We start from the raw sequence: 23,018 nt of genomic DNA, 5'->3' as shown, positions 1-23,018 counted from the left end.
TCACAAACGTCGCAGCGCGAAGAACGAAATGAGGCGAACACCTGCTGTGAGCAGCTCAACAGACCAGTTCGGACAGAACCAGTGGCTTGTCGACGAGATGTACCAGAAGTACAAACAGGACCCGTCGTCGGTCGATGAGAGCTGGCACGAGTTCCTCGCCGACTACACGCCGGAGAAGACCGGCGACAACAGCCAATCCAACAGCCAGGCCGCCGCCCCGGCCCCGGCTCCCGCCGCTGCCGCTCCGGCCCCCGCCAAGCCGACTCCCGCTCCCGCCGCGAAGCCCGCGCCGACACCCGCTCCGGCCCCGGCCCCGGCTCAGGTGCGCGCGCCGCAGACCACTCCGGCCCCGGCCTCCAACGCCGCCCCCACCGCGGGCGGACCGAAGGTCGACGCGAGCGATGAGACCAAGGTCCTACGCGGGCCCGCGGCGGCCGTGGTGAAGAACATGTCGGCGTCGCTGACCATCCCCACCGCCACCTCCGTGCGCGCCATCCCGGCGAAGCTGATGATCGACAACCGTCTGGTCATCAACAATCACCTCGCCCGCACGCGCGGCGGCAAGATCTCCTTCACCCACCTGCTCGGCTACGCCATCGTGCAGGCGGTCAAGGCCTTCCCGAACATGAACCGGCACTACGCCGAGATCGACGGAAAGCCCAACGCGGTCACCCCGGCGCACACCAACCTGGGTCTGGCCATCGACCTGCCCGGCAAGGACGGCAGCCGTTCGCTGGTCGTGGCGGCCATCAAGAACTGCGAGAACATGACCTTCGCGCAGTTCCACAACGCCTACGAGGACATCGTTCGCCGCGCCCGCGACGGCAAGCTCGGTATCGAGGACTTCTCCGGCGTCACCATCTCGCTGACCAATCCGGGCACCATCGGCACCAACCACTCGGTGCCGCGGCTGATGCCCGGCCAGGGCGCGATCATCGGCGCGGGCGCCATGGAGTACCCGGCCGAGTTCCAGGGCATGAGCGACGCTCAGCTCGCGGAGATCGGCATCGGCAAGCTCATGACGCTGACCTCCACCTACGACCACCGCATCATCCAGGGCGCGGAGTCCGGTGACTTCCTGCGCACCATCCACAACCTGCTGATCTCCGACGAGCTCTACGACGAGATCTTCCACGGCATGGGTGTCCCCTACGAGCCGGTGCGCTGGCGCAAGGACATCAAGGAACGCGGTATCGACAAGTCGACCCGCGTGCAGGAGATGATCTCCGCCTACCGCAACCGCGGTCACCTGATGGCCGACACCGACCCGCTGCGACTGGTGAAGGACAAGTTCCGCTCGCATCCGGACCTGGATGTCACCCAGCACGGCCTCACGCTGTGGGACCTGGACCGCGAATTCAATGTCGCGGGCTTCCACGGCCAGGAGCGCATGAAGCTGCGCGATGTGCTCTCCATCCTGCGCGACGCCTACTGCCGCCACGTCGGCGTGGAGTACACCCACATCCTCGATCCCGAGCAGCTGCAGTGGATTCAGGAGCGGGTCGAGCAGAAGCACGAGAAGCCGACCGTCGCCGAGCAGAAGTACATCCTGTCGCGGTTGAACGCGGCCGAGGCGTTCGAGACCTTCCTACAGACCAAATACGTTGGTCAGAAGCGCTTCTCGCTCGAGGGCGCCGAGTCGGTCATCCCGATGATGGACTCCGTCATCGACCAGTGCGCCGAGCACGCCCTCGACGAGGTCGTCATCGGTATGCCGCACCGCGGTCGCCTGAACGTGCTCGCCAATATCGTCGGCAAGCCCTACTCGAAGATCTTCACCGAGTTCGAGGGCAATATGAACCCGGCGGCCACGCACGGCTCCGGTGACGTGAAGTACCACCTGGGCGCGCAGGGCACCTACATCCAGATGTTCGGCGACAACGACATCACGGTGTCGCTGACCGCCAACCCCTCGCACCTGGAAGCCGTCGATCCCGTCCTGGAGGGCCTGGTCCGCGCCAAGCAGGATCTGCTCACCAAGGAAGACCTCACCAACAAGGGTGAAGAGGACCGCAACTTCTCCGTCGTGCCGCTCATGCTGCACGGTGACGCGGCCTTCGCCGGTCAGGGTGTCGTCGCCGAGACGCTGAACCTGTCGGGTCTGCGCGGCTACCGCACCGGCGGCACCGTGCACATCGTGGTGAACAACCAGATCGGCTTCACCACCGCGCCGGAGTACTCGCGCTCCACCGAATACTCCACCGATATCGCCAAGTTCATCGGCGCGCCGGTGTTCCACGTGAACGGTGACGATCCGGAAGCCTGTGTGTGGGTGGCCAAGCTGGCCGTCGACTACCGCCAGCGGTTCAACAAGGATGTGGTCATCGACCTCATCTGCTACCGCCGCCGCGGCCACAACGAGGGCGACGACCCGTCGATGACCCAGCCGTACATGTACGACGTCATCGACACCAAGCGCTCGGTGCGCAAGATCTACACCGAGAGCCTGATCGGTCGTGGCGATATCTCGCTGAAGGAAGCCGAAGACGCGCTGCGCGACTACCAGGGTCAGCTGGAGCGGGTCTTCAACGAGGTGCGCGAGCTGGAGAAGTACCGGCCCGAGCCGTCGGAATCGGTCGAGGACGAGCAGCAGCTGCCCGCGAATCTGGTGACGGCCGTGGACAAGTCGGTGCTGCAGCGCATCGGCGACGCGTTCGTGAACGTGCCCGAGGGCTTCAGTGTGCATCCGCGCGTCAAGCCGGTGCTGGACCGCCGCAAGGAGATGGCCTACGAGGGCAAGGTGGACTGGGCGTTCGCCGAGCTGCTGGCCTTCGGCACGCTGATCGACCAGGGGCACGCGGTGCGCCTGACCGGTCAGGACTCGCGGCGCGGCACCTTCACCCAGCGGCACTCGGTGATCATCGACCGCAAGAACGGCAGCGAGTACACGCCGCTGCACAATATCGGCTCCGAGAAGGCCGGTTGGTTCGCGGTGCACGACTCCGCGCTCTCCGAGTACGCCGCCGTCGGTTTCGAATACGGCTACTCGCTGGGCAATCCGGAAGCGCTGGTGCTGTGGGAGGCGCAGTTCGGTGACTTCGTCAACGGCGCGCAGACCATCATCGACGAGTTCATCTCCTCCGGTGAGGCCAAGTGGGGTCAGCTCTCCGAGGTCGTGCTGCTGCTGCCGCACGGTCACGAGGGTCAGGGTCCCGACCACACCTCGGGCCGTATCGAGCGGTTCCTGCAGCTGTGCGCCGAGGGTTCGATGACGGTGGCCGTGCCGTCGACGCCGTCGAACTACTTCCACCTGCTGCGCCGCCACGCCCTGGACGGCATCCGCCGCCCGCTGGTGGTCTTCACGCCGAAGTCCATGCTGCGCAACAAGGCCGTGGTCTCCGATATCGAGGACTTCACCGACAACAAGTTCCGCACCGTGCTCGAGGAGCCCACCTACGAGAGCGGCGACGGTGACCGGTCGAAGGTCAAGCGCGTGCTGCTGACCTCCGGCAAGCTCTACTACGAGCTGGTCGCGCAGAAGAACAAGAACAACCGCGACGACGTCGCCATCGTGCGCGTCGAGCAGCTGTACCCGATTCCGAAGTTCCGCCTGAACGAGGCGCTGGAGGGCTACGCCGACGCCACCGATCTCGTCTGGGTCCAGGAGGAGCCCGCCAACCAGGGCGCGTGGCCGTTCTTCGGCCTGAACCTCCCGGAGATCCTCCCGGCCCGCTTCGGCAAGCTGCGCCGCATCTCGCGCCGCGCCATGTCGGCCCCGTCCTCGGGTTCGTCGAAGGTGCACGCGGTGGAGCAGCAGGAGATCATCGACGAGGCCTTCGCACCGACCGCCTAGTGTGAAGCCCCTACTACTGCGCCGGGTCGAATTCGCTCCCACCGAGCGATTCGATCCGGCGTCGTGGTATCTGGAGGTCCCCGCGATCGCCGAATTCTGTTCGCGCGGACTGTCGTTCGAATGGCCGGTGACGGTTCTCGTCGGCGAGAACGGCGTCGGCAAATCCACCCTGGTCGAGGCGATCGCCGACAGCTGGCAGGCGGGCATGCGCGGCGCGGACCACCTGTGGTCGCCCGGCGGCACCTCCGGCGACAGCGACCTCGGCACCCATATCCGTTGCGACGGCGCCTATCCCAGACCCACCAACGGCGGCTTCCTGCGTGCCGAATCGATGGTCAACCTGTTCGAGATGGCCGACGATATGCGCGTCCGCGACACCGACCAACGCTGGACCGCCCTCTCCCACGGCCAGTCGTTCCTGCACTACATTGCCGAACGCCCTGTGGGCCAAGGCCTCTGGATCCTCGACGAACCCGAAGCGGCCCTGTCTTTCCAATCCTGCCTGGCCCTCCTGGGCGTCCTCGTAGACCTCGCGGCCGAAGGCTCCCAGGTCATCATGGCCACCCACTCCCCCCTCCTGGCCGCCTGCCCCAACGCCGACATCCTCGAACTGACCGACACCGGCATCGAACCCCGCCCCTGGCAAGACCTCGACATGGTCCGTAACTGGCGCACCTTCCTCGACGCCCCCGACCGCTACCTCCGCCACCTCTGAGCGGCGATAGTGCGAATCGCACGTATTATGAATATCTGATATCCATAATATGGAGGGGCAGATGGCTACGACCGTCGAGATTCCCGACGAGGTCCTGGCCGAGGCGATGCGCCTCACCGGCCTCACGACCAAGAAGGCTGTCATCAATCTGGCCATGACCGAGCTGGTCCAAGGCTATCGCCAGCGCGAGGCGCTGACACGCCTGAAGCGCATGGACCACAATCCCTTCCTATCCGAGACGGAGCTCGCCGAATCGGACGCGGCAACCGAGCGGTGACGCTCGCCAGCGACCGCCCCCACTACCTGCTCGACCAGTCGGTCATGTCGCACTATTGGACGCGGCGGGAAGTCCGGCACAAGGTCGACGAACTCGCGGTGATCGGCGTGCTGTGCGCCTCGATGGTCACCATGGATGAAGCCCGGTTCAGCGCACGAGACAAGCGCGGCCTGGAATTCCTGACCGAGCTCTACGGATCGGTATTCCGTTGGCTCCCCATAGATGACGAGGTCGAGAACGAGGTGACCCGAATCCGGACCGCATTGTGGGCGATCGGTGCGGGGCGCGGCGCGCAGACCACCGATATCCAGATCGCCGCGACCGCGCTGCGTCACGGGGCGACGGTGGTGCACAACGATACCGATTTTCTCACGCTGCACCGTGCGGTTCCCGAGCTGAGCCAACTGCGAATCGAACCGTCGTGAGAAGCGGCCCCAGCTTCACGCTGTGGGCCGCCGGGGCGGTTCAGGTCAAGGGGCCGAAGAACTTTCGGAGGTCGCCCGCGAGTTCGGCGGGGGCTTCCATGGCTGGGAAGTGCAGGCCGCGGGGGAATTCGGTCCAGTGGGCGTTGGCGGGGGCGGGGACTACTCGGCGGACGGTTTCGTCCGCGCCGAAGACCGCGAAGCCTTGAGGCACGGTGGGGGGTGCGCCCCAGTCGGAGGAGTGGGCCTGGTCGTAGAGGGTGTGGGCGGCGGTGGAGCCGGAGCCGGTGAACCAGTAGAGGCTGGCGGTGGTGAGCAATTGGTCGCGGTCCACGGGGAGGTCGGTCCACTCCTTGACCTTCTCCGCGATCCAGGCCAGTTGCAGCAGTGGGGAATCCACGAGGCCGTAGCCGATGGTCTGGGGGCGGGTGTTCTGGATGGCGAGGTAGCCGGAGCCGTCGCGCTGGAAGGTCTCCATGCGGGTGAGGATGAGTTTGTCGATCGGGTCGTCGGGGTTCAGGCGGTCGGCCATGCCGGGGAGGAAGGTGGCGGTGTTGGCGGCGGTCAGGGGGTCGGTGACCACGTGGACGCCGATGACGTGATCGCCGTCCAGGCTCGCGACCAAACCGGAAATGCCCGCGCCGACGTCGCCGCCGTGGACCGCGTAGCGCTGGTAGCCGAGGCGGCTCATGAGTTCGACCCAGGCGCGGGCGGTGCGGGCCATCGCCCATCCGGTGTCGCTGAGCGGGGTGGAGAGGGTGTAGCCGGGCAGCGACGGGGCCACCACGTGGAAGGCCTGCCCTTCGGCGGGATTCACCAGCGGTTCGATGAGGTGCAGGAATTCGGCGACCGAACTCGGGAAGCCGTGGGTGATCAGCAGCGGCTTGGCATCGGGGTGGTCGGAGCGCACGTGCAGGAAGTGGATGCGCTGGCCGTCGATATCGGTGACGTACTGGCCGAAGGCATTGAGCGTGGATTCGTAGGCGCGCCAGTCGTATCCGGTGCGCCAGTAGTGGGCGAGTTCGCGCAGATGGTCGAGCGGGACCCCGCGCTCCCAGCCGGTGCCGGGCACCTCGGCGGCCCACCGTGCCCGGGCCAGCCGATCGTGCAGGTAGTCGATCTCGATCTGCGGGATATCGAGGGTGAAGGGACGGATGTCGTTGTGCATGAGGGTATTTCCTTCCATTCGCTGCTATCGCACCACTGACCTCTTGTGCTCGCAATGAAACGATAGGAACAATCGCGGAAAGCTGCGTTCCGCAATCGGAGGTCTGATCGAAGAATGTTGGAAACCTCGGCGCGACTGCTGCGCCTGCTCTCCCTGTTCCAGGCCAGACGCGATTGGACCAGCGCCGAACTGGCCGACCGCCTGCACGTCACCACCCGCACCATCCGCAACGACATCGAGCGCCTGCGCGCCCTGGGCTACCCGGTCGACGCCCGCCCCGGCGTCTCCGGCGGCTACCGACTCGGCGACGACGGCGCCCTCCCGCCGCTGCTGCTCGACGACGACGAGGCGGTCGCGGTGGCCATCGGATTGCGCACGGCCGCGGCGGGTTCCCTCGCGGGTATCGAGGAGACCTCGCTGCGCGCGCTCACCAAGGTGCAGCGCATTCTGCCCGCGCGATTGCGACATCGGGTGAGCGCCTTCGGATCCCACACGCTGCCCGTCCCGTCGCGCGAGGCCCGCGTGGACCCGGAGACGCTCACGCTGCTCGCCGCCGCCTGCCGCGACCACGAACGACTGCGCCTGGACTACCGCTCGCACTCCGGCTCCGAGACCCGGCGCGAGGTGGAGCCCTACCGCCTGGTCAACCACCGTCAGCGCTGGTATCTGCTGGCCTGGGACACCGACCGCGCCGACTGGCGCACCTTCCGCGTCGACCGCATCACCCCGCGAACGCCGACCGGCCCACGTTTCACCCCGCGCCCACTGCCGCCGGACCACGAGATCAGCGCCCGGGTGGAGCGCGGCGTCGGCGAGGCCACCTGGAAATTCACCGCCCGCGTCATCGTGCACGCTCCGGCAAGCCATGTGCGAGAACGCATTCCGATTCCGGTGGAGGTCGAGCCGCTCGGCGAGAACCGGTGCGCGTTCGAACCCGGTTCGGACCATCCCTTCCAGCTCGCTCTGTATCTGGGCATGCTCGACGCCGATTTCGAGGTGGTCGATTCCCCGGAGTTGGCCGACGCGTTGCGCACCCTGAGCCAGCGGTACCGCCGCGCGGCCGATCCGGAGACCTGAGTCACCCCACCTTGTCGCTCCCCACTTCCGCATCGTATATTCCACGTGGAATATTTGGTGCGGAAGATCTGGGGTAGCAAGACGTGGTCACGAAGAAGGGCACGAGCACGGCACTGACGCCGATGGCAATCGCGGTGCTGGCTCTACTCGAGGAGCGGCCCATGCACCCGTACGAGATGTACCAACTGCTCACCCTGCGGCGCGAGGACTACCTGATCAAGATTCGTCCGGGCTCGCTGTACCACACCGTCGACCGGCTGGCCGAGCAGGAACTGGTGCACGCCGAGGGCACCGGCCGCGCCGGAAACCGCCCGGAGCGCACCAGCTACCGCATAGCCGACAGTGGCCGCGCCGCCCTGCGCGCCCGGGTCGCCAGCATCCTGGTCCAGCCCGAGCGCGAGTACCCGATCTTCCCGGTCGCCCTGTCCGAATCCCACAATCTCCCCCGCCAGCAGGTGATCGACGCACTGCGCCAGCGCATAACCGCGCTCGATCTGGATATCGCCGAACTCGATGCCCTGCGCGCGTGGACGCGGCACAAGGGTGTGCCGCGTCGCTACTGGATGGTCCTGGACTACATCCACACCCAACGCGATGCCGAGGTCACCTGGCTGCGCGGCTTCGTCGAGGAATTGGAGAGCGGCGAATTGCCGTGGGAGGAGTTCGATCCCGAGACCGGCGACCGCCTGCCCTGCCCGGACGACCGACCCGGCCACGACTGGGCCGCCGCCGTCACCGAGGACGTCTTCGCCGCAGTGCGCAAAGGCGGTGCCGCCCCGCCTCACCGCTGAGGCCCGGCCGCACCGCACCCACTCCCCAGACAAGGAATGACATGCCCACTCAACGCAATCCGTGGCTGGCGCTCTACGCGCTGGTCGTCGGGTTCTTCATGATCCTGCTGGATATGACCATCGTCGCGGTGGCCAATCCGGCGATCATGACCGACCTACACGCCGATATCAACAAGGTCATCTGGGTGACCAGCGCCTACCTGCTGGCCTACGCGGTACCGCTGCTGGTGACCGGCCGCCTCGGAGATCGCTTCGGCCCCAAGAACATCTACCTGTTGGGCCTGGCCGTCTTCACGCTGTCGTCGCTGTGGTGCGCCATGTCCACCAGCATCGAGATGCTCATCGCGGCGCGCGCCGTGCAGGGTCTCGGCGCGGCGCTCATGACCCCGCAGACCATGGCGGTCATCACCCGCACCTTCCCGCCGGACAAGCGCGGCGCGGCCATGGGCCTATGGGGTGGCGTGGCCGGTCTGGCCACACTGGTCGGCCCCATTCTGGGCGGTTTCCTCATCGATACGCACGGCTGGGAGTGGATCTTCTACATCAATGTGCCGGTCGGCATCGTGGCATTCGCGCTGGCGGTCTGGCTGGTGCCGTCGCTGGAGACCCACGAGCACAAATTCGATTTCGTGGGCGTGGTGCTGAGTGCGACCGGCATGTTCCTGGTGGTCTTCGGTATCCAGGAGGGCAATACCCGCGACTGGGACGGCCTGATCTGGGGCATGATCGCGGTGGGCCTGATCGTGCTCGGCCTGTTCGTGGTGAACCAGGCGCGCAACACCGGTGAGCCGCTGGTGCCGTTGAGCCTGTTCAAGGATCGCAATTTCGCGCTCTCGAATCTGGGTATCGCGGCCATGGGCGCGGCCATCACCGCGAATTTCGTTCCGTTCTACTTCTATTTGCAGCAGGTGCGGGAGATGTCGCCGACGCGGTCGGCACTCGTCTTGGCTCCCATGGCGATTCTGACCGGCGTCTTCGCGCCGGTGATCGGCAAGCTCTCCGACAAGCTGCCGCCGCGCATGCTGCCGACCATCGGTTTCGCGGTGTTCGCGGGCACCATCTTCGCCTTCGCCGCCCTGATGACGCCGGATGCGTCGATTCCGCTGTTCCTGGTGATCGGCGGTATCGCCGGTATCGCCAATGCCTGCATCTGGGCTCCGCTGGCCACCACCGCGACGCACAATCTGCCGGTGCAGCAGGCCGGTGCGGGTGCGGGTATCTACAACACCACCCGACAGGTCGGTTCGGTGCTGGGTTCGGCGGCCGTCGCCGCCCTGCTCTCCTCGCGGATCGCGGCGCAGCATCTGCCGACCACCGGACCGATCGGCGAGGGCGGCGCGGGCATGGGCGATATCCCGCCGGAGGTGAAGGCACAGGTCATGGACAAGTTGAGTACGGCCCTGAGCCAGTCCATGTACCTGCCCGGGGCGATTCTGCTGATCGGCGTGGTGGCCTCGGCGCTGTTCGTCGGGCGGCCCGCGGCGGATGCGGCGAAACCCGAACGCGCCAAGGCGGATATCGCTGGCTGAGCGTGCCGACGCCCGCCCGGGAATCGTTCCCGGGCGGGCGTTTTCAGGGCCGCGTCACAGCAGCAGTCCGGTGAGCCGGTGCCAGTCGATGCGAATCTCGAACGGCATCTCCACCAACGTCGATTCGATATCGGCCTTGAGCCGCTTGTGCAGCCGATACTGGCGCAGCACCAGAACGTGAATATCGATGGACGCCACCCGTTCCCCGTCCATGCGCACCAGCCAGTACCAGGGGATGCCCGCGAGCGCGTATTCGGCGGTCTTGTCGGCGGTGTCGACGCGCTCCGACGCCGGGGACACCACCTCCACCACGATCTTCACGCGGGATGCGGGCATGGGGCCGTAGTCGTTGGGCTCCCCGCAGAACACCGTCACATCGGGGCGGCGCAGCGTGACGCGCGGCCGATCCCACAGCAGCACATCGAGATCCGTGGCCACGAACAGCCAGCCGTCGTTGTAGCGGTTCATATGTTTCTCGGCCGCCGTCTCCAACATCGACGACAGGCGGCGCGCGGCATTGCGATGCGTGCAGGTGGGATTGTCCGCGCGCACCGCATCGCCGTTCACCACCTCGACGAGTCTGCGGAACTCGCGCGGCAACTGCTTCCACACATCGAGGGTGATCGGTTCGGGCTGCAGGTTCTCCGCCCGCGCCCATTCGAGTACTCCGGTCATACGCGCTCCTTGGGTGGGCGTCGACGGCCGGATCAGATACTAGGCGCGAAGTGGCCCGGAAGAACCGGTAGTTCGGTACGGCGTGCCGTATGTCCGGATCTCAAAGGATCATCCGACGCGGACCGAGATCGATGGATATCCGGTCGCCCCGTCGGGCACCACATCCCGGCGTTCGGCGGTCTGGGTTTCGCCGGTGCCGTCGGTGGCGCGGGCGGTGATGGTGTGTGCGCCGGGCGTGGCGTCCCACTCGAAAACCCATTGCCGCCAGGCATCCACGGTGGGTTCGGCGGCCAGTCGCGCGGGCTGCCATTCGCCGTTGTCGATGCGCACCTCGACGCCGCGGATGCCGCGGTGCTGGGCCCAGGCCACGCCCGCGATGGCGATGCGACCGGCGTCGAGGCGGGTCCGACGCGGGGTGTCGATGCGGGTGCCGGTCTTGATCGGGCCCTGTGCCGACCAGCCGCGTTTGGTCCAATAGGCCTGGGCGCGATCGAATCTCGTGACCTCGAGTTCGGTGACCCATTTGGTGGCGGATACGTAGCCGTAGAGGCCGGGCACTACGAGGCGGGCCGGATAGCCGTGCGCGACGGGCAGTGGTTCGCCGTTCATCCCGACCGCGAGCATGGCGTCGCGGCCGTCGGCGAGCACCGACAGCGGGCTGCCCGCGGTCCAGCCGTCCTTGCTGTGCGACAGCACCATATCGGCGTCGGGGTGCGGTCCGGCCTCGGCGAGCAGTTCGTCGAGACGGTAGCCGAGCCAGCGGGCATTGCCGATGAGGTCACCGCCGATGGGGTTGGAGACGCAGGCCAGAGTGATCAGGCGTTCGATGGCGGGGCGCGCGGCCAGATCCGCGTAGGTCAGCCGGATTTCTCGGTCCACCATGCCGTGGATGCGCAGTGACCACTCCTCCTTGCTGACCTGCGGGAGCACCAGGGCGGTGTCGATGCGGTAGAAGTCGGCGTTGGAGGTGACGTACGAGCTCAGGCCCGGCACTGGGAGATCCACGCCCGGCTCCAGTGGAGTCACCGGTCCGCTCGGCGGCGGGAGCTGGATCTCGGCGCGCTCCCCCGACACGTCCCGCGCCCGCTGCCCCAGCCAGCGACCGACCAGCCCCGCGCCAATGGCGACAGCACCGGCGGTCGCGATACCGCGCACCACCTTTCGACGCTCGAGGTGGACGTCCGCGACCTCGGGACCGCCCCCGACCTTCGGCTCAGCGAGCCCGCTGTCCTGGACGTTCTGTTCAGGGTGCGTGCCGTCCGCGGCTTTCGGCTCGGTCGGCAGCTCATCGATTCGCCGGGTGAGGTTGCGCAGCACCATGATTCCGGTGCTCGCGCCGATCGCCGCGGGCAAGGCCCAGGTCCACGCGGCACCCGGCCGACCCAGTGCCGCGACGGTCGCCAACAGGCCGAACACCCCGAGCAGAATCGACCCGGCGGGCCGCTGTACTCGCTCGATCAGTCCCGCGAGCCCCGCCACCAGGACCGCGACCGCTCCCATGAGGATGTACAGCAGCAGTTTGTCGTTGGTGCCGAAGGTGTCGATCACCCACTCCCGCAACCCGTCCGGGGTGTGGTCCACCACCGCCGCGCCGACCGCTTGCAGGGGTGCGCTCTGCGCGCCGATCCAGGCCGCGAGGATCTCGGCGACGCCGAGGGTCACCCCGGCGGCGGCGATTCCGCTCGCTACCCGCAGTCCTTTGTCGGCCACGGTATCGACCCTAGTGCGCAGTTCAGCCGGTGTACCCGCGCAAGTCGTGACATTACGGTGACGTCAGGCCGGGGCGGCGTTCGCCCGCGCCCGCCGCACGTAGAGCCGCTGCGTGGCGCGGGCCACGAGCGTGCCGTCGCCGTCGACGATGTCGGCCACGTGCTCGGTGATCGATTTGGCGCCGTCGGCGGTGCGTTCCCGAATCTCGTCGACCACCGCCCTGGGCATCGTCATGGTCGAGTACACGGTGCCGCGCCCGGCCGCGATGAACTCGATCTCCGCGCTGCTGGTCCACACGCGGTAGTCCGCGCCGAGCTGGCCGTAGGCCATCATCCCGAAGAACGGGTCGGTCATCGCGTAGAGCGACCAGCCGGGCGCGGCCCCATGGTGATTGGCATTCCACCGCCGCACCCGCAGCCGAACCCGCACCGAGGTCCAGTCGTCGGCGAAGGGGTACACGTGTACCCCGAGGAACAGCAGCGGCGGCGCGGCGCTCATCAAGAGCGCGAGCCGACGCGGTGTGAGTACCCGCGCCGACAGCTGGCGGTTCTCCAACCCCTTACCCCCTGAACGCATTACGGCAGTCTAGGGGTGGAGTCGATCATCTGCAGCTCAATCCACGGAGAGCAGGTGGAACGCTGTCCGCCCGGCTTGGCCGAAGTTGTTGTCCGACACCAGAACCAGCGATCGCGCGCCGCCGGACAGCTTCGGACCCCAGGTCATACCCTCCACGCACTGCGGATCGATGCCGTTGGCGCGGAAGTCGAACAGCAGCCGCTTGGACATCGGCTTGGTCGCGGCGGAGACGGCGCCGGAAATGGGATCCGCTCCGTCGGTGGAGGTTTCGTAGATGCGGGCGGTGAATCCGGTACCGGGGACCATACTGCGTTCGAGGGTGAGATAGCGGCCGGGGTCGACGGCGAGGATTTCGGCGATACCGGTCGCCACCGGCAGACCACCGGGCTCCACCTTGTCCACCGGGTACACGTATTCGCCGACCACCGCGCCGGTGGCGTGGTGCAGCTGCACCAGTCGCGACGGGCTCTCGGCCTCCGGTGACGCCGCCGGACCGTCCTGCACCAGGGCATTCTCGCTGACCGCCACCACGGTCGACGCGCCACGCGCCAGATCCATGGCCTCGAAACCGAGGTTGTCGCGAATGCCGGAGACCAGCTGGCCGCCCTCCAGCCGCGGCGTGAACGCGTCGGGCACCGGCAGGTCGCGGACGTAAGCGCCGTCCAGCGTGGCCTCACGAATGAATCCGGCCCGCCCGGCCTTCGCCTCGCCTTCGCTGGTGTAGAGGAACCCTTGGTGGTTCGGGGTCCAGCGCACCGATTCGGGATCGACCGAACGCGGTGCGTAAGGAGCGCCGTTGGCATCCAAAAGTGTTATGAGCCTGTCGAATTCGGGCTCACCGAGTTTTCCGTCCGCGCCGATGGGCAGGTTCAGCGTGTACGCCCGCACCGGGCCGGATTCACCGCGGTTGTCGCTGATGGCCAGGAACGATGTGCCGCCCTGGGTGTAGTCGATGCCCGAGAGCCCGCCCACCCGCTGTCCGCCGAACTCCAGATCGTCGGACAGCAGCCGAGTGTCCAGGTGCCGGATGGTGAGCCCCTCCGGTTTCGCCTGGGCGCGTGGGGTTTCCGCGCCGAGTACGGCGGGGGCGGCGAGGCCCACCACCGCCGTGGCGACGGCGGCGATACGTGTGAATGTCATGGCCGGGGGATGTCCTTCCTGCCCTTGGTCTCCGGCGGCGGTGCCGGTCCGGACCCGTGGTATCAGGCGGACGGGGTGGCGGTGCACCCTCGGTCCCGGTGAACGAGCACCTCAGTCCGTGCCCTTGTGGCGCTGGTAGTAGCGGGCGACGCGGGCGCGATTGCCGCAGCGGTCCGGGGAGCACCACTGGCGGCGCGGGTGGGCGGGGAGGAAGAGCATGACGCAGTCGTGGGCGGCACAGCGTTTGAGGCGGGCGATGGCGGGATCGGCGAGCAGTTCCACGGCGGCCTCGGCGAGGGTGGCCGCCAGACGCACGCCCGATGCTCCGGCGCGGTGCTGGGTGGCGGTCAAAGTTCCCTCGTGCCAGCGCAATTGGCGAATCGCGGGGGCCGCCGACTGCGCCGCGTTCAATCCGCGCAGGGCCGAGGCCGGGGGCTGGCGGTCGTGCAGCAGGGCGTCGAGGACGGCGGCCAGGTGCTCGCGCACCTCGCGCACCGCCGCGAGATCGGCGCGGGCCGGATGGGCGGGCGGCGGTTCGGGCAGCCGGTCGGCCTCGAGGCGCAGCCACTGTGCCAGCTGCTCCGGGGTCTCCAGCAGATCGGCGTCGATCGGCCGGGTATTGACCAGGTCCAGGGCCAGGGGTTCGCCGACCAGCGGCTCCGCATCGCTCACGAACTAATGGTAACTCACCGACTTGACACATTAGAACCGCGACGGCTAGAACTAATGCAACATCACCGCGAGAAAGCATGTGAAGCCATGATCGACCTGCCCCTGATCCAGCACCGCCGCATCGATGTCGACGGCGTCGAGGTGTTCTACCGCGAGTCCGTCCCCACCCGCGCCGACGCTCCGGTGCTGTTGCTGCTGCACGGCTTTCCCTCCGCCTCGCACCAGTTCCGCCGCCTGCTCGACCTCCTCGGCGACCGCTACCGCCTCATCGCCCCCGACTACCCCGGCTTCGGAAATACCGTCGCCCCAGCCGATTTCGAGTACAGCTTCGACCGCTTGGCCGATATCACCGAGGGCTTCGTCCAACGACTCGGCCTGACCAACTTCGCCATGTACGTCTTCGACTTCGGCGCACCGGTCGGCTTCCGCCTCGCCACCCGCCACCCCGAATGGGTCACCGGCCTGATCGTCCAGAACGGCAATGCCTACGAGGCCGGATTGTCCGACGGCGCACGCGATTTCATCGCCCTGCGCCCCGATCACGACGGCGCCGAGGACACCGTGCGCGGACTGCTCACCCTGGAGGGCACCCGCGGCCAGTACGAGCACGGCGTCGCCGACCCCACCGTGATCGCCCCCGAGAGCTGGACCCTGGATCAGCACTACCTGGACCTGCCCGGCCGCAAGGAAGCCCAGGTGGCCCTCGCCTTCGACTACCACTCCAATGTCGCCCGCTACCCCGAATGGCAGGCCTGGCTGCGGAAGTACACTCCCCCGACCCTCATCGTCTGGGGCGCGAACGACCCCTTCTTCCCCGCCCCCGGCGCACACGCCTACCTGGCCGACCTGCCCCAGGCCGAACTGCATCTCTTCGACACCGGCCACTTCGCGCTGGAGACGCACTTGCGCGACATCGCCCCACTCATCGCCGATTTCCTCGACCGGCAGGCGCTGTGAATCAGCTCACCGCTCGTCACGTTCCGCGGCATCGGCTCGTCCAAGGGCCGAAGACCATTCGGGAACGGAGTTCACCATGCACCGCGGAATCTGGGCGCGACGGCTGACCATCGCCGTCGCCGCGACACTGACGACCCTCATCGCCTGCGCGATCCCGGCCCATGCCTGGGAACCACCGCGGTTCGACCACACCTCGCAGTACCTGTCCCGTATCGAATCCCGTTACGCCGACACCGATCTCGCGCGATTCCACTACACGGTCACCGGCGCGGGCTCACCCGTGGTGCTGATCGCGGGCGGCGCCATGTGGGGCTACAGCTGGCGCGACGTCATCCCCGAACTGGCCCGCGAGCACACGGTGTACGCGGTCGACCTGCCCAGTCAGGGCTACACCGAGCTGCGGCGCGGCGACTTCGCCTACGACCTGCCCGCCATGGCCGATGCCCTCGCCGTCTTCCTCGACGCGGTGGGCCTCGACCGGACGGCGCTGGTCGGCCACTCGTGGGGCGGCGCGTGGAGCCTGCACTTCGCCCAGCGGTATCCGGACCGGGTCACCCGTCTCGCGCTACTGGACTCGCCGGGGCTGGATGCCGAAAAGGCCCCCGTCACACCGCTTTTCACGACACCGCTGGCAGGTGAGCTGGCCACCGAGCTGACCGATCGGAACTTCTTCGCCGAGAGCATCCGCGGCACCTTCCAGCACCGGGAACTCGTCACCGACGAGATGATCGACGAGGGCTACGCGGCCTTCTCCCGCCCGGGCAACCGCGACGGCTTCCTCGCCTTGTGGCGGAATCTGGACTACCGCCTCACCGACGCCGGACTCGACCGCGTGAACGCGCCGACCCTCGTGCTGTGGGGCGGCGCGGATGCCTGGCTGCCCGCCAGCCAGGCCGATCGACTGGCCGCGCGCCTGCCGAACGCCACCGCCACCGTCCTGCCCGGATGCGGGCACACCGTGCACGAGGACTGCCCGACGGAAACCATTCCGGCCCTGGCCGAATTCCTGCGCTGACCGAGCACCGTGACACCGCGACGGTGTCACGGTGCACCCGTTCGGGCCTAGCCGACCTCGGCGAGGCCCACCATCCACGGCACCGCGAACTTGTCGGTGACCATGCCGAACACCTCGGCCCACTCGGTCTTGCCGAGCGGCATGGTGACGGTGCCGTCCGCCGACAGGGCGGTGAAGACGCGTTCGGCCTCCTCCCTGGTGTCGAGGTCGACGGAGACCGCGTAGGGCGGTTTGGCGGTATCGACCGTCTCGCCCGGCGGACAGTCGGAGGCCATCAGCAGATGGGCGGTGCCACGCAGCGGGAGGGCGGCGTGCGCGATGAGGTTCTTGGATTGCTCGGGCATATCGGCTCCGCCACCCATCTCGCCGAAGCGGATGAGTGTCAGATCGCCGCCGAACACGCTCTGGTAGAAGGTGAACGCCTCTTCGGCTTTGCCGTTGAACAACAGATACGGATTGAGATTCACGGTGTGCCTCCTTCGGGTTTCGGTGCCGAGAACGCTACGCCGCGAACACGAACGGCCCGCCTATCCCAGGGGAAAGGCGGGCCGTGTGCGGTCGAGACCGTCAGCTGTAGATGGCGTCCACGTCGCTGGCGTACTGCTTCATCACCACATTGCGCTTGAGCGACATCTTCGGGGTGAGCTCGCCGCCCTCCTGGGTCCAGTCGACCGGCAGGATGCGAATCTTCTTGATGGCCTCGGCATGCGACACCAGCTTGTTGGTGGCGGCCACGGCGGCATCGATATCGGCGACCAGGGTCGCGTTCTCGATCAGCTGCTCCATGGGCGTATCGGCCGCGATGCCATTGCGTTCCTTCCAGCCCGGCAGCGCCTCCTGATCGAGGGTGACCAGCGCGCCGACGAACGGCTGTCCGTCGCCGACCACCATGACCTGGCTGATCAGCGGGTGCTGGCGCAGGGAATCCTCGAGCATGGCCGGGGAGACGTTCTTGCCGCCCGCCGTGACGATGATTTCCTTCTTGCGGCCGGTGATGGAGATGAAGCCCTGCTCGTCGATGGCGCCCAGGTCACCGGTCTTGAACCAGCCGTCGGCGAACGCGTCGGCGGTGGCCTCCGGATTGTTCCAGTAGCCCGCGAAGACGACCGGGCCCTTGATGAGCAGCTCGCCGTCCTCGGCGACCTTGGCGCCGTGGCCGGGCAGCGGGCGGCCGACCGAGCCGACCTTGATGTGCTGCGGGGTGTTCACGCTGACGGCGGCGGTGGACTCGGTCAGACCGTAGCCCTCGTAGATGGTGACGCCCGCGCCGCGGAAGAAGTGTCCGAGGCGTGCGCCCAGCGGGCCGCCACCGGAGACGGCGGACTGGCAGCGCCCGCCCATGGCCTCGCGCAGCTTGCCGTAGACCAGCTTGTCGAAAACGGTGTGCTTGAGCTTCAGCACGAAGCCCGCGCCGCCGTTCTGCTGCGCCTCGGAGTACTGCACGGCCACCTCGGCGGCGGCGTCGAAGATCTTGCCCTTACCGCCGTCGTGCGCCTTCTGCTTCGCGCCGTTGAACACCTTCTCGAAGACACGCGGCACCGAGAGGATGAAGTCCGGCTTGTACTTGCCGAACTGCTCGACCAGCGTGGTCCAGTCGGCGGTGTGCGCGACGGTGACACCGGCGTCGAAGGCCGCCAGGGCCACGGCGCGGGCGAAGACGTGCGCCAGCGGCAGGAACAGCAGCGACTTGCGGCCCGGCTGCAGGAACTCGCTCATGGAGGAGCGGTCGGCGGCCGATTCGGCGTAGAGGTTGGCATGCGAGAGCATGACGCCCTTGGGGCGGCCGGTGGTGCCGGAGGTGTAGATGAGGGTGGCCGGGGAGGCGGCCTTCACCTGGGCGCGGCGCTCGTGCACGACGCTCTCGTCCACATCCTTGCCGCGCGCGACGAGTTCGGCGACCGCGCCCTTGTCGAGCTGCAGCACCTCCTTCAGATCGCCCAGCCCGCCTTCGATCTCGGCGATGGTGGCGCGGTGCTTGTCGTTCTCGACCACGACGAGCTTGGTGGCGGAATCGGAGAGGATCCAGCGGCACTGCTCGGCGGCGGAGCTGTCGAAGATGGCGACCGTGCAGCCACCGGCGGCCCAGATGGCGAAGTCCAGGACGACCCACTCGTACTGGGTGGAGGCCATGATGGCGACGCGGTCACCGAGTTCGACGCCGGAGGCGACCAGTCCCTTCGCCACATCGGTCACGGTCTTGGCGAATTCGGCCGCCGTGACGTCGTTCCAGCCGCCCTTGCCATCCGGGGTATTGAAGACCACCAGGTTCGGGGTCTTCTCCGCATGCCGGAACGCGCCGTCGGACATATTGGCGTTTTCCGGAATGGTGTAGGTAGCCGGGACTTCGAACTCTCGCATCGCTGCCCTTCCACAGTGGGTTTACTCGTGGGTAATTTACGCCACGCTCAGGCGTAACGCCCCGACGGACCGGAAGATTGTCGTTCCAGCCGGTCAGCCGGGGGATGTCGGAAACCGTCGGACCCTATCCTATGGACCGCGTTTGGGCAGGTCGCAGGGCCTGGCGCAGGAACTCGCCGAGCTCCCGGGTGACCTTGGCGGCGGGTTCTACCAGGGTCGCCTGAGCCTGGGCCACATGCCAGAGGCCGCGGGTCTCGGTGAACTCCGCGGTGACACCGGCGGCCTGGAGTTTCGCCATCAGTCGCAGGCACTGCTCGTGGAGCAGTTCGTCGACGTCGGCCTGCACATAGGTGGGCGGGAGCCCGTGCAGTTCGCCGAGCAGCGGCGCGTAGCCGGGATCGAGCGAATCGCCGTCCCCGAGATAGGCGGCGGCGCAGGCCCGCGACCACGGCTTGTTGATCACCAGATCGCGGGAGCGCTCCGGAATCTCGTTGGGATCGGTCCACGGCGCGATGAGGCCGAGCGCGGCCGGGGTGTAGCCGTGGTTGTCACGCAGCCGCAGCGCCAGCGCCAGCGAGAGGCCGCCGCCCGCCGAATCACCCGCCACCGCGATGCGATCCGGGCGATACCCGGTGGCGACCAGATCCAGGAACGCGGCCTCGGCGTCGTCGAGCGCCGCCGGGAACGGATGTTCCGGCGCCAGCCGGTAATCCGGCACGTGCACCCGGCAGCCGATCTCGCGGGCCAGCACCGCCGCCAGCGCGCGATGCGTGGTCGGCGAGCCGACCGTGTAACCGCCGCCGTGCAGGTACAGCACCGTGATGGCGTCGGAAACCGGTCCGGCCGTGATCCTTTCGGCGGGGCGGTCACCGAGGTTCAGGCGCTCCACCCGGGTGCCGCGCGGCAGCAGCTGCCCGGCGGCGCCGAGATCCATCAGCCTGCGCTGCACGGTGAAGGGCAGCCGAGCATTGAACATGACGGCGAACATGGGGCCGAGCAGCGCGCGAGCGACCGGCAACGGCAACGAGATCTCGGACAACAGTCAACCTCAGGGCATGAAGCGCTTCTGTACCACCGCGGAGATGCGCTGGTAGTACGAGGCGGTGCTACGGACGAACAGATCGAGAACCTTTGCCTCCCAACCGATCAGCACCCGGCCGTGGCCTCGGCTGACACCGTGGAGGATAGTCTCGGCGGCCATTTCGGGGGTGTGCATGGCGAGTTTGCTGTCGAACATCGCCGCCAGGTTCTTCTGGTCCAGCCCCTCGACGACGGTGGCATTGCGGGCCACCGCGGTCTTGATGCCGCCGGGGTGCACGCAGGTCACCTTGACCGGATCACCGCTCATGAGCATTTCCTGGCGCAGCGCCTCGGTGAAGCCGCGCACCGCGAATTTCGCGGCGTTGTAAGCGCTTTGGCCGGGCACCGCGATGAGGCCGAAGAGGCTGGAGATGTTCACCACGTGGCCGGAGCCGGATTCGATGAGCATCGGCAGGAAGGCCTTGGTGCCGTTGACGACTCCCCAGAAGTCGACGTCCATGATGCGCTCGATGTCCTTGAACTGAGTCGCGATCACATCGCCGTGGTGGGCGATACCGGCATTGTTGTAGACCTGGTTGACCTTGCCGAAGTGCGCCTTGACCGCATCCGCGTACAGCAGCACGGCCTCGCGCTCGGCCACATTGAGGCGGTCGGACTTGATCTGCACGCCGAACTTCTCGCAGCGGCGCACGGTTTCGGCGAGGCCCTCGGTATCGATATCGGAGAGCGCGAGTTTCGCGCCGCGGCGGGCCAGGGCCTCCGCCAGGGCGCGACCGATGCCGGAACCGGCTCCGGTGATCACGCAGACCTTGTCCTTGAAGTAAGCGTCGTTGCTCACGGTCACTCTTTTCGGGTGTCGGTGGATCAGGAAGCCTTGGCCACCGCGTCGGCGGTGGTGTCGTAGGCCGCTACATCGAATTTCTCGAGCAGACTACGGAAGCGGAAGGTGAAATCCGGCCACAAGGTGGTGTTGTTGCCGTGCTTGTCGAGATACCAGCTGGCGCAGCCGCCGGTGCTCCACACCGAGCCGACCAGCTTCTTCTGCAGTTCGGCGTTGAATTCGTCCTGCACGTCCTTGCGCACCTCGACGGTGCGCAGCCCCTGCTCGTCGATGGTGGCCACGGCGTCGGCGATGTAGTTGATCTGCGATTCGATCATGTACACCATCGAGGTGTGGCCCAGGCCGACGTTCGGGCCGAGCAGGAAGAACATGTTCGGGTAGTTGTGGATCGCCGAGCCCTTGTAGCCCTGTTGGCCGGAGACCTCGAAAACCTCTGCGAGCGTGCGGCCGTCGCGTCCGGCGATGGTCTCGAAGACCGGCGAGTCGGTGACGTGGAAGCCGGTGGCCACCACGATCGCGTCGACCTCGCGCTCGACACCGTCCTTGGTGACGATGGAGCCCGCGCGGACCTCCTTGATGCCGTCGGTCACCACGTCGACATTGTCGCGCGACAGCGCCGGGTAGTAGTCGTTGGAGATCAGCATGCGCTTGCAGCCGATGCGGAAGTTCGGGGTGACCTTCTTGCGCAGCTCCGGATCGCGCACCTCGACCATGAGCTTGGCGCGGGCGATGGCCTCGAGTGCCTTCATGGCGGGCGGGAATTTCGCCAGGCCGACGACCTGGGTCTCGCGCGCGGCGTAGATGGCGGCGCGGGAGAGCGCCTGCACGCCCGGAAGGTATTTGAAGGCCAGCTTTTCCGGTGCGAGGTAGGGGCGGTCCATGCGCGGCAGCAGCCACGGCGCGGTGCGCTGGTACACGTCCAGGTGCGCGACCTGCTTGGCGATATTCGGCACGATCTGAATCGCGGAGGCGCCGGTGCCGATGACGGCGACGCGCTTGCCGGTCAGGTCGGCGTCGTGGTTCCAGCGCGCGGAGTGGAAGATCTCGCCCTGGAATTCGTTGATGCCCTTGATATCCGGCAGGTTCGGCTCGCAGAGCGCGCCGACGGCGGAGATGAGGATATCGGCGGTGAACGCGCCCTGGCTGGTCTGGATATCCCAGCGCGCGGTCGCGGCGTTCCACTGCGCGCCGGTCATCTCACAGCCGAAGATGTGCTTGTCGCGCACGCCGTACTTGTCGGCGACGCCCTGGATGTAGCGCTGGATCTCCGGCTGCTTGGAGAACGAGCGCGACCACTCGGGATTGAGCGCGAAGGAGTACGAGTACAGCTGCGAGGGCACATCGCAGGCCGCGCCGGGGTAGGTGTTGTCGCGCCAGGTGCCGCCGACATCGTGTCCGCGCTCCAGCACCAGGTAATCGTTCTGGCCCTGCTGGCTCAAGCGGATCGCCATACCCAGGCCGGAGAACCCGCTGCCCACGATGACGATGCGGGAGTGCCGGGCAGGCCGGTTGCCGACAGCTTTGTCTGTAACCTTGCGACTCATGTAAGCGAGCGTAAGGGCTTATTGAGCGCGAGTCAACAGTATTGACTCACGTTCAGTAGTATCGATTCGGTGAGCAAGGAACGCAGCCGGGACAAGACCGAATCCAAGCGTGTGCGCCTGAGCCCCGAGCAACGCCGCGAGCAGCTGATCACACTCGGTGCCCAGATGCTGCGCGAGCGCGCGCTGGAGGATATCTCGATCGGGGAGATCGCCGCCCAAGCAGGCATCTCCCGAGGTCTGCTGTTCCACTACTTCCCGTCCAAACAGGACTTCCACCTGGCGATCGTGCGGCACGCCAATGCCGAACTGCTGGCCCGCACCGCGCCGGACAAGTCCCTGCCCCTCTACGACATGCTGCGCGACGCGGTGACCCGCTACATCGACTACGTCAGCGAGAACCGCACGTCGTATCTGGCGCTGCTGCGCGGTCCGGCGAGCGCCAGCCCCGAACTGGTCACCCTCGTCACCCAGACCCGGCACGCGCTGGTGGATCGAATCCTCGGCGAAGCGCCCGTTCCGATGGAGGACCCGGATCGGCCCCGGCTGCGGCTGGCGGTGCGGGGGTGGATCGCCTTCGTGGAGGAGACGACGCTGACGTGGCTGCGGGAGGAGCCCATTCCTCGGGAGGAGTTGGTGGATATGTTGGTGGACTCGCTGCCCGCGCTGGCGCTCAATCCGATTCTGGCTGCCGCGTTACGGCCCGAATTGGCCTGAGCG

21 protein-coding genes are annotated in these 23,018 nt (G+C 67.3%); 10 read left to right on the top strand and 11 right to left on the bottom strand.

Annotation, left to right across the window (positions count from 1 at the left end; genetic code table 11):
- Positions 1 to 28 precede the first annotated feature (28 nt).
- The 4 genes from ACIBH2_RS17415 to ACIBH2_RS17400 all read left to right on the top strand — a co-directional run bounded on the left by ACIBH2_RS17415 (position 29) and on the right by ACIBH2_RS17400 (position 5,210).
- On the top strand, positions 29 to 3,793 hold the full coding sequence (locus ACIBH2_RS17415; protein ID WP_397118513.1) for a multifunctional oxoglutarate decarboxylase/oxoglutarate dehydrogenase thiamine pyrophosphate-binding subunit/dihydrolipoyllysine-residue succinyltransferase subunit: 3,765 nt from the start codon (positions 29 to 31) through the stop codon (positions 3,791 to 3,793).
- Between the two features lies 1 nt (position 3,794).
- Positions 3,795 to 4,508 (top strand): AAA family ATPase, encoded by a 714-nt coding sequence (locus ACIBH2_RS17410; RefSeq protein WP_397118511.1) that lies wholly within the window; start codon positions 3,795 to 3,797, stop codon positions 4,506 to 4,508.
- Positions 4,509 to 4,569: 61 nt separating this feature from the next.
- Positions 4,570 to 4,785: a type II toxin-antitoxin system VapB family antitoxin gene (locus ACIBH2_RS17405; protein ID WP_397118509.1), complete on the top strand. Its 216-nt coding sequence runs from the start codon at positions 4,570 to 4,572 to the stop codon at positions 4,783 to 4,785.
- Positions 4,782 to 5,210, top strand: coding sequence for a type II toxin-antitoxin system VapC family toxin (locus tag ACIBH2_RS17400; protein WP_397118507.1), 429 nt, complete (start codon positions 4,782 to 4,784; stop codon positions 5,208 to 5,210). Before ACIBH2_RS17405 ends, ACIBH2_RS17400 begins: the two co-directional genes overlap by 4 nt.
- A 40-nt stretch (positions 5,211 to 5,250) precedes the next feature.
- On the opposite strand, the gene ACIBH2_RS17395 is transcribed toward ACIBH2_RS17400, so the two are convergent.
- Positions 5,251 to 6,375 carry an epoxide hydrolase family protein gene (locus ACIBH2_RS17395; RefSeq protein WP_397118505.1) on the bottom strand — a complete coding sequence of 375 codons (1,125 nt, stop codon included), beginning with the start codon at positions 6,373 to 6,375 and terminating at the stop codon, positions 5,251 to 5,253.
- 114 nt (positions 6,376 to 6,489) lie between these two features.
- Here ACIBH2_RS17395 and ACIBH2_RS17390 point away from each other — a divergent pair, with 114 nt between their 5' ends.
- The 3 genes from ACIBH2_RS17390 (at position 6,490) to ACIBH2_RS17380 (ending at position 9,772) form a co-directional block, all read left to right on the top strand.
- Positions 6,490 to 7,452 carry a helix-turn-helix transcriptional regulator gene (locus ACIBH2_RS17390; RefSeq protein WP_397118503.1) on the top strand — a complete coding sequence of 321 codons (963 nt, stop codon included), beginning with the start codon at positions 6,490 to 6,492 and terminating at the stop codon, positions 7,450 to 7,452.
- An 83-nt stretch (positions 7,453 to 7,535) separates the two neighbouring features.
- The gene (locus ACIBH2_RS17385) at positions 7,536 to 8,243 is read left to right on the top strand and encodes a PadR family transcriptional regulator (RefSeq protein ID WP_397118501.1); all 708 of its coding nucleotides are present in this window, start codon (positions 7,536 to 7,538) and stop codon (positions 8,241 to 8,243) included.
- A 41-nt stretch (positions 8,244 to 8,284) separates the two neighbouring features.
- A complete protein-coding gene (locus tag ACIBH2_RS17380; protein WP_397118499.1) occupies positions 8,285 to 9,772 on the top strand; it encodes a DHA2 family efflux MFS transporter permease subunit in 1,488 nt (495 codons plus the stop codon).
- 54 nt (positions 9,773 to 9,826) lie between these two features.
- Here the strand turns inward: ACIBH2_RS17380 and ACIBH2_RS17375 are convergent, their stop codons facing one another.
- The 5 genes from ACIBH2_RS17375 to ACIBH2_RS17355 all read right to left on the bottom strand — a co-directional run bounded on the left by ACIBH2_RS17375 (position 9,827) and on the right by ACIBH2_RS17355 (position 14,545).
- Positions 9,827 to 10,447: a Uma2 family endonuclease gene (locus tag ACIBH2_RS17375; RefSeq protein WP_397118497.1), complete on the bottom strand. Its 621-nt coding sequence runs from the start codon at positions 10,445 to 10,447 to the stop codon at positions 9,827 to 9,829.
- 108 nt (positions 10,448 to 10,555) lie between these two features.
- Complete coding sequence (locus ACIBH2_RS17370) at positions 10,556 to 12,157, bottom strand: molybdopterin-dependent oxidoreductase (RefSeq protein WP_397118494.1); 1,602 nt, start codon at positions 12,155 to 12,157, stop codon at positions 10,556 to 10,558.
- 63 nt (positions 12,158 to 12,220) lie between these two features.
- The gene (locus tag ACIBH2_RS17365) at positions 12,221 to 12,733 is read right to left on the bottom strand and encodes a DUF4442 domain-containing protein (RefSeq protein WP_397118492.1); all 513 of its coding nucleotides are present in this window, start codon (positions 12,731 to 12,733) and stop codon (positions 12,221 to 12,223) included.
- Between the two features lie 36 nt (positions 12,734 to 12,769).
- Positions 12,770 to 13,873, bottom strand: coding sequence for an esterase-like activity of phytase family protein (locus ACIBH2_RS17360; protein ID WP_397118490.1), 1,104 nt, complete (start codon positions 13,871 to 13,873; stop codon positions 12,770 to 12,772).
- A 111-nt stretch (positions 13,874 to 13,984) separates the two neighbouring features.
- The gene (locus ACIBH2_RS17355) at positions 13,985 to 14,545 is read right to left on the bottom strand and encodes a CGNR zinc finger domain-containing protein (RefSeq protein ID WP_397118488.1); all 561 of its coding nucleotides are present in this window, start codon (positions 14,543 to 14,545) and stop codon (positions 13,985 to 13,987) included.
- Positions 14,546 to 14,632: 87 nt separating this feature from the next.
- On the opposite strand from ACIBH2_RS17355, the gene ACIBH2_RS17350 reads away from it, so the two are divergent.
- Both ACIBH2_RS17350 and ACIBH2_RS17345 read left to right on the top strand, forming a co-directional pair.
- Complete coding sequence (locus tag ACIBH2_RS17350) at positions 14,633 to 15,502, top strand: alpha/beta fold hydrolase (RefSeq protein WP_397118486.1); 870 nt, start codon at positions 14,633 to 14,635, stop codon at positions 15,500 to 15,502.
- 76 nt (positions 15,503 to 15,578) lie between these two features.
- Complete coding sequence (locus tag ACIBH2_RS17345) at positions 15,579 to 16,517, top strand: alpha/beta fold hydrolase (RefSeq protein WP_397118484.1); 939 nt, start codon at positions 15,579 to 15,581, stop codon at positions 16,515 to 16,517.
- Between the two features lie 47 nt (positions 16,518 to 16,564).
- Here the strand turns inward: ACIBH2_RS17345 and ACIBH2_RS17340 are convergent, their stop codons facing one another.
- The 5 genes from ACIBH2_RS17340 to ACIBH2_RS17320 form a co-directional block, all read right to left on the bottom strand.
- Positions 16,565 to 16,984 (bottom strand): VOC family protein, encoded by a 420-nt coding sequence (locus ACIBH2_RS17340; RefSeq protein WP_397118481.1) that lies wholly within the window; start codon positions 16,982 to 16,984, stop codon positions 16,565 to 16,567.
- 100 nt (positions 16,985 to 17,084) lie between these two features.
- Positions 17,085 to 18,875, bottom strand: coding sequence for an AMP-dependent synthetase/ligase (locus ACIBH2_RS17335; protein ID WP_397118479.1), 1,791 nt, complete (start codon positions 18,873 to 18,875; stop codon positions 17,085 to 17,087).
- A gap of 124 nt (positions 18,876 to 18,999) precedes the next feature.
- Positions 19,000 to 19,914 (bottom strand): alpha/beta hydrolase, encoded by a 915-nt coding sequence (locus tag ACIBH2_RS17330; RefSeq protein ID WP_397118476.1) that lies wholly within the window; start codon positions 19,912 to 19,914, stop codon positions 19,000 to 19,002.
- 9 nt (positions 19,915 to 19,923) lie between these two features.
- The gene (locus ACIBH2_RS17325; protein ID WP_397118473.1) at positions 19,924 to 20,754 is read right to left on the bottom strand and encodes an SDR family NAD(P)-dependent oxidoreductase; all 831 of its coding nucleotides are present in this window, start codon (positions 20,752 to 20,754) and stop codon (positions 19,924 to 19,926) included.
- A 26-nt stretch (positions 20,755 to 20,780) separates the two neighbouring features.
- Positions 20,781 to 22,301 (bottom strand): flavin-containing monooxygenase, encoded by a 1,521-nt coding sequence (locus ACIBH2_RS17320; protein WP_397118471.1) that lies wholly within the window; start codon positions 22,299 to 22,301, stop codon positions 20,781 to 20,783.
- Positions 22,302 to 22,370: 69 nt separating this feature from the next.
- Here ACIBH2_RS17320 and ACIBH2_RS17315 point away from each other — a divergent pair, with 69 nt between their 5' ends.
- Positions 22,371 to 23,015 (top strand): TetR/AcrR family transcriptional regulator, encoded by a 645-nt coding sequence (locus ACIBH2_RS17315; RefSeq protein ID WP_397118469.1) that lies wholly within the window; start codon positions 22,371 to 22,373, stop codon positions 23,013 to 23,015.
- The last annotated feature ends 3 nt before the right edge of the window (positions 23,016 to 23,018 follow it).

This window comes from Nocardia sp. NPDC050406 (assembly GCF_044459025.1).
GTDB lineage: Bacteria > Actinomycetota > Actinomycetes > Mycobacteriales > Mycobacteriaceae > Nocardia.
Note: the sequence above shows the minus strand (reverse complement) of the source record. Positions and strands in the feature narration are given on the sequence as shown.

Excerpts from the sequence above, each read along its gene's own strand:
- ACIBH2_RS17415 (WP_397118513.1), top strand. The coding sequence starts at position 29 with ATGAGGCGAACACCTGCTGTGAGCAGCTCAACAGACCAGTTCGGACAG.
- ACIBH2_RS17375 (WP_397118497.1), bottom strand. The coding sequence starts at position 10,447 with ATGACCGGAGTACTCGAATGGGCGCGGGCGGAGAACCTGCAGCCCGAA.
- ACIBH2_RS17335 (WP_397118479.1), bottom strand. The coding sequence starts at position 18,875 with ATGCGAGAGTTCGAAGTCCCGGCTACCTACACCATTCCGGAAAACGCC.
- ACIBH2_RS17395 (WP_397118505.1), bottom strand. The coding sequence starts at position 6,375 with ATGCACAACGACATCCGTCCCTTCACCCTCGATATCCCGCAGATCGAG.
- ACIBH2_RS17390 (WP_397118503.1), top strand. The coding sequence starts at position 6,490 with ATGTTGGAAACCTCGGCGCGACTGCTGCGCCTGCTCTCCCTGTTCCAG.
- ACIBH2_RS17405 (WP_397118509.1), top strand. The coding sequence starts at position 4,570 with ATGGCTACGACCGTCGAGATTCCCGACGAGGTCCTGGCCGAGGCGATG.
- ACIBH2_RS17380 (WP_397118499.1), top strand. The coding sequence starts at position 8,285 with ATGCCCACTCAACGCAATCCGTGGCTGGCGCTCTACGCGCTGGTCGTC.
- ACIBH2_RS17320 (WP_397118471.1), bottom strand. The coding sequence starts at position 22,301 with ATGAGTCGCAAGGTTACAGACAAAGCTGTCGGCAACCGGCCTGCCCGG.
- ACIBH2_RS17345 (WP_397118484.1), top strand. The coding sequence starts at position 15,579 with ATGCACCGCGGAATCTGGGCGCGACGGCTGACCATCGCCGTCGCCGCG.
- ACIBH2_RS17365 (WP_397118492.1), bottom strand. The coding sequence starts at position 12,733 with ATGCGTTCAGGGGGTAAGGGGTTGGAGAACCGCCAGCTGTCGGCGCGG.
- ACIBH2_RS17360 (WP_397118490.1), bottom strand. The coding sequence starts at position 13,873 with ATGACATTCACACGTATCGCCGCCGTCGCCACGGCGGTGGTGGGCCTC.
- ACIBH2_RS17350 (WP_397118486.1), top strand. The coding sequence starts at position 14,633 with ATGATCGACCTGCCCCTGATCCAGCACCGCCGCATCGATGTCGACGGC.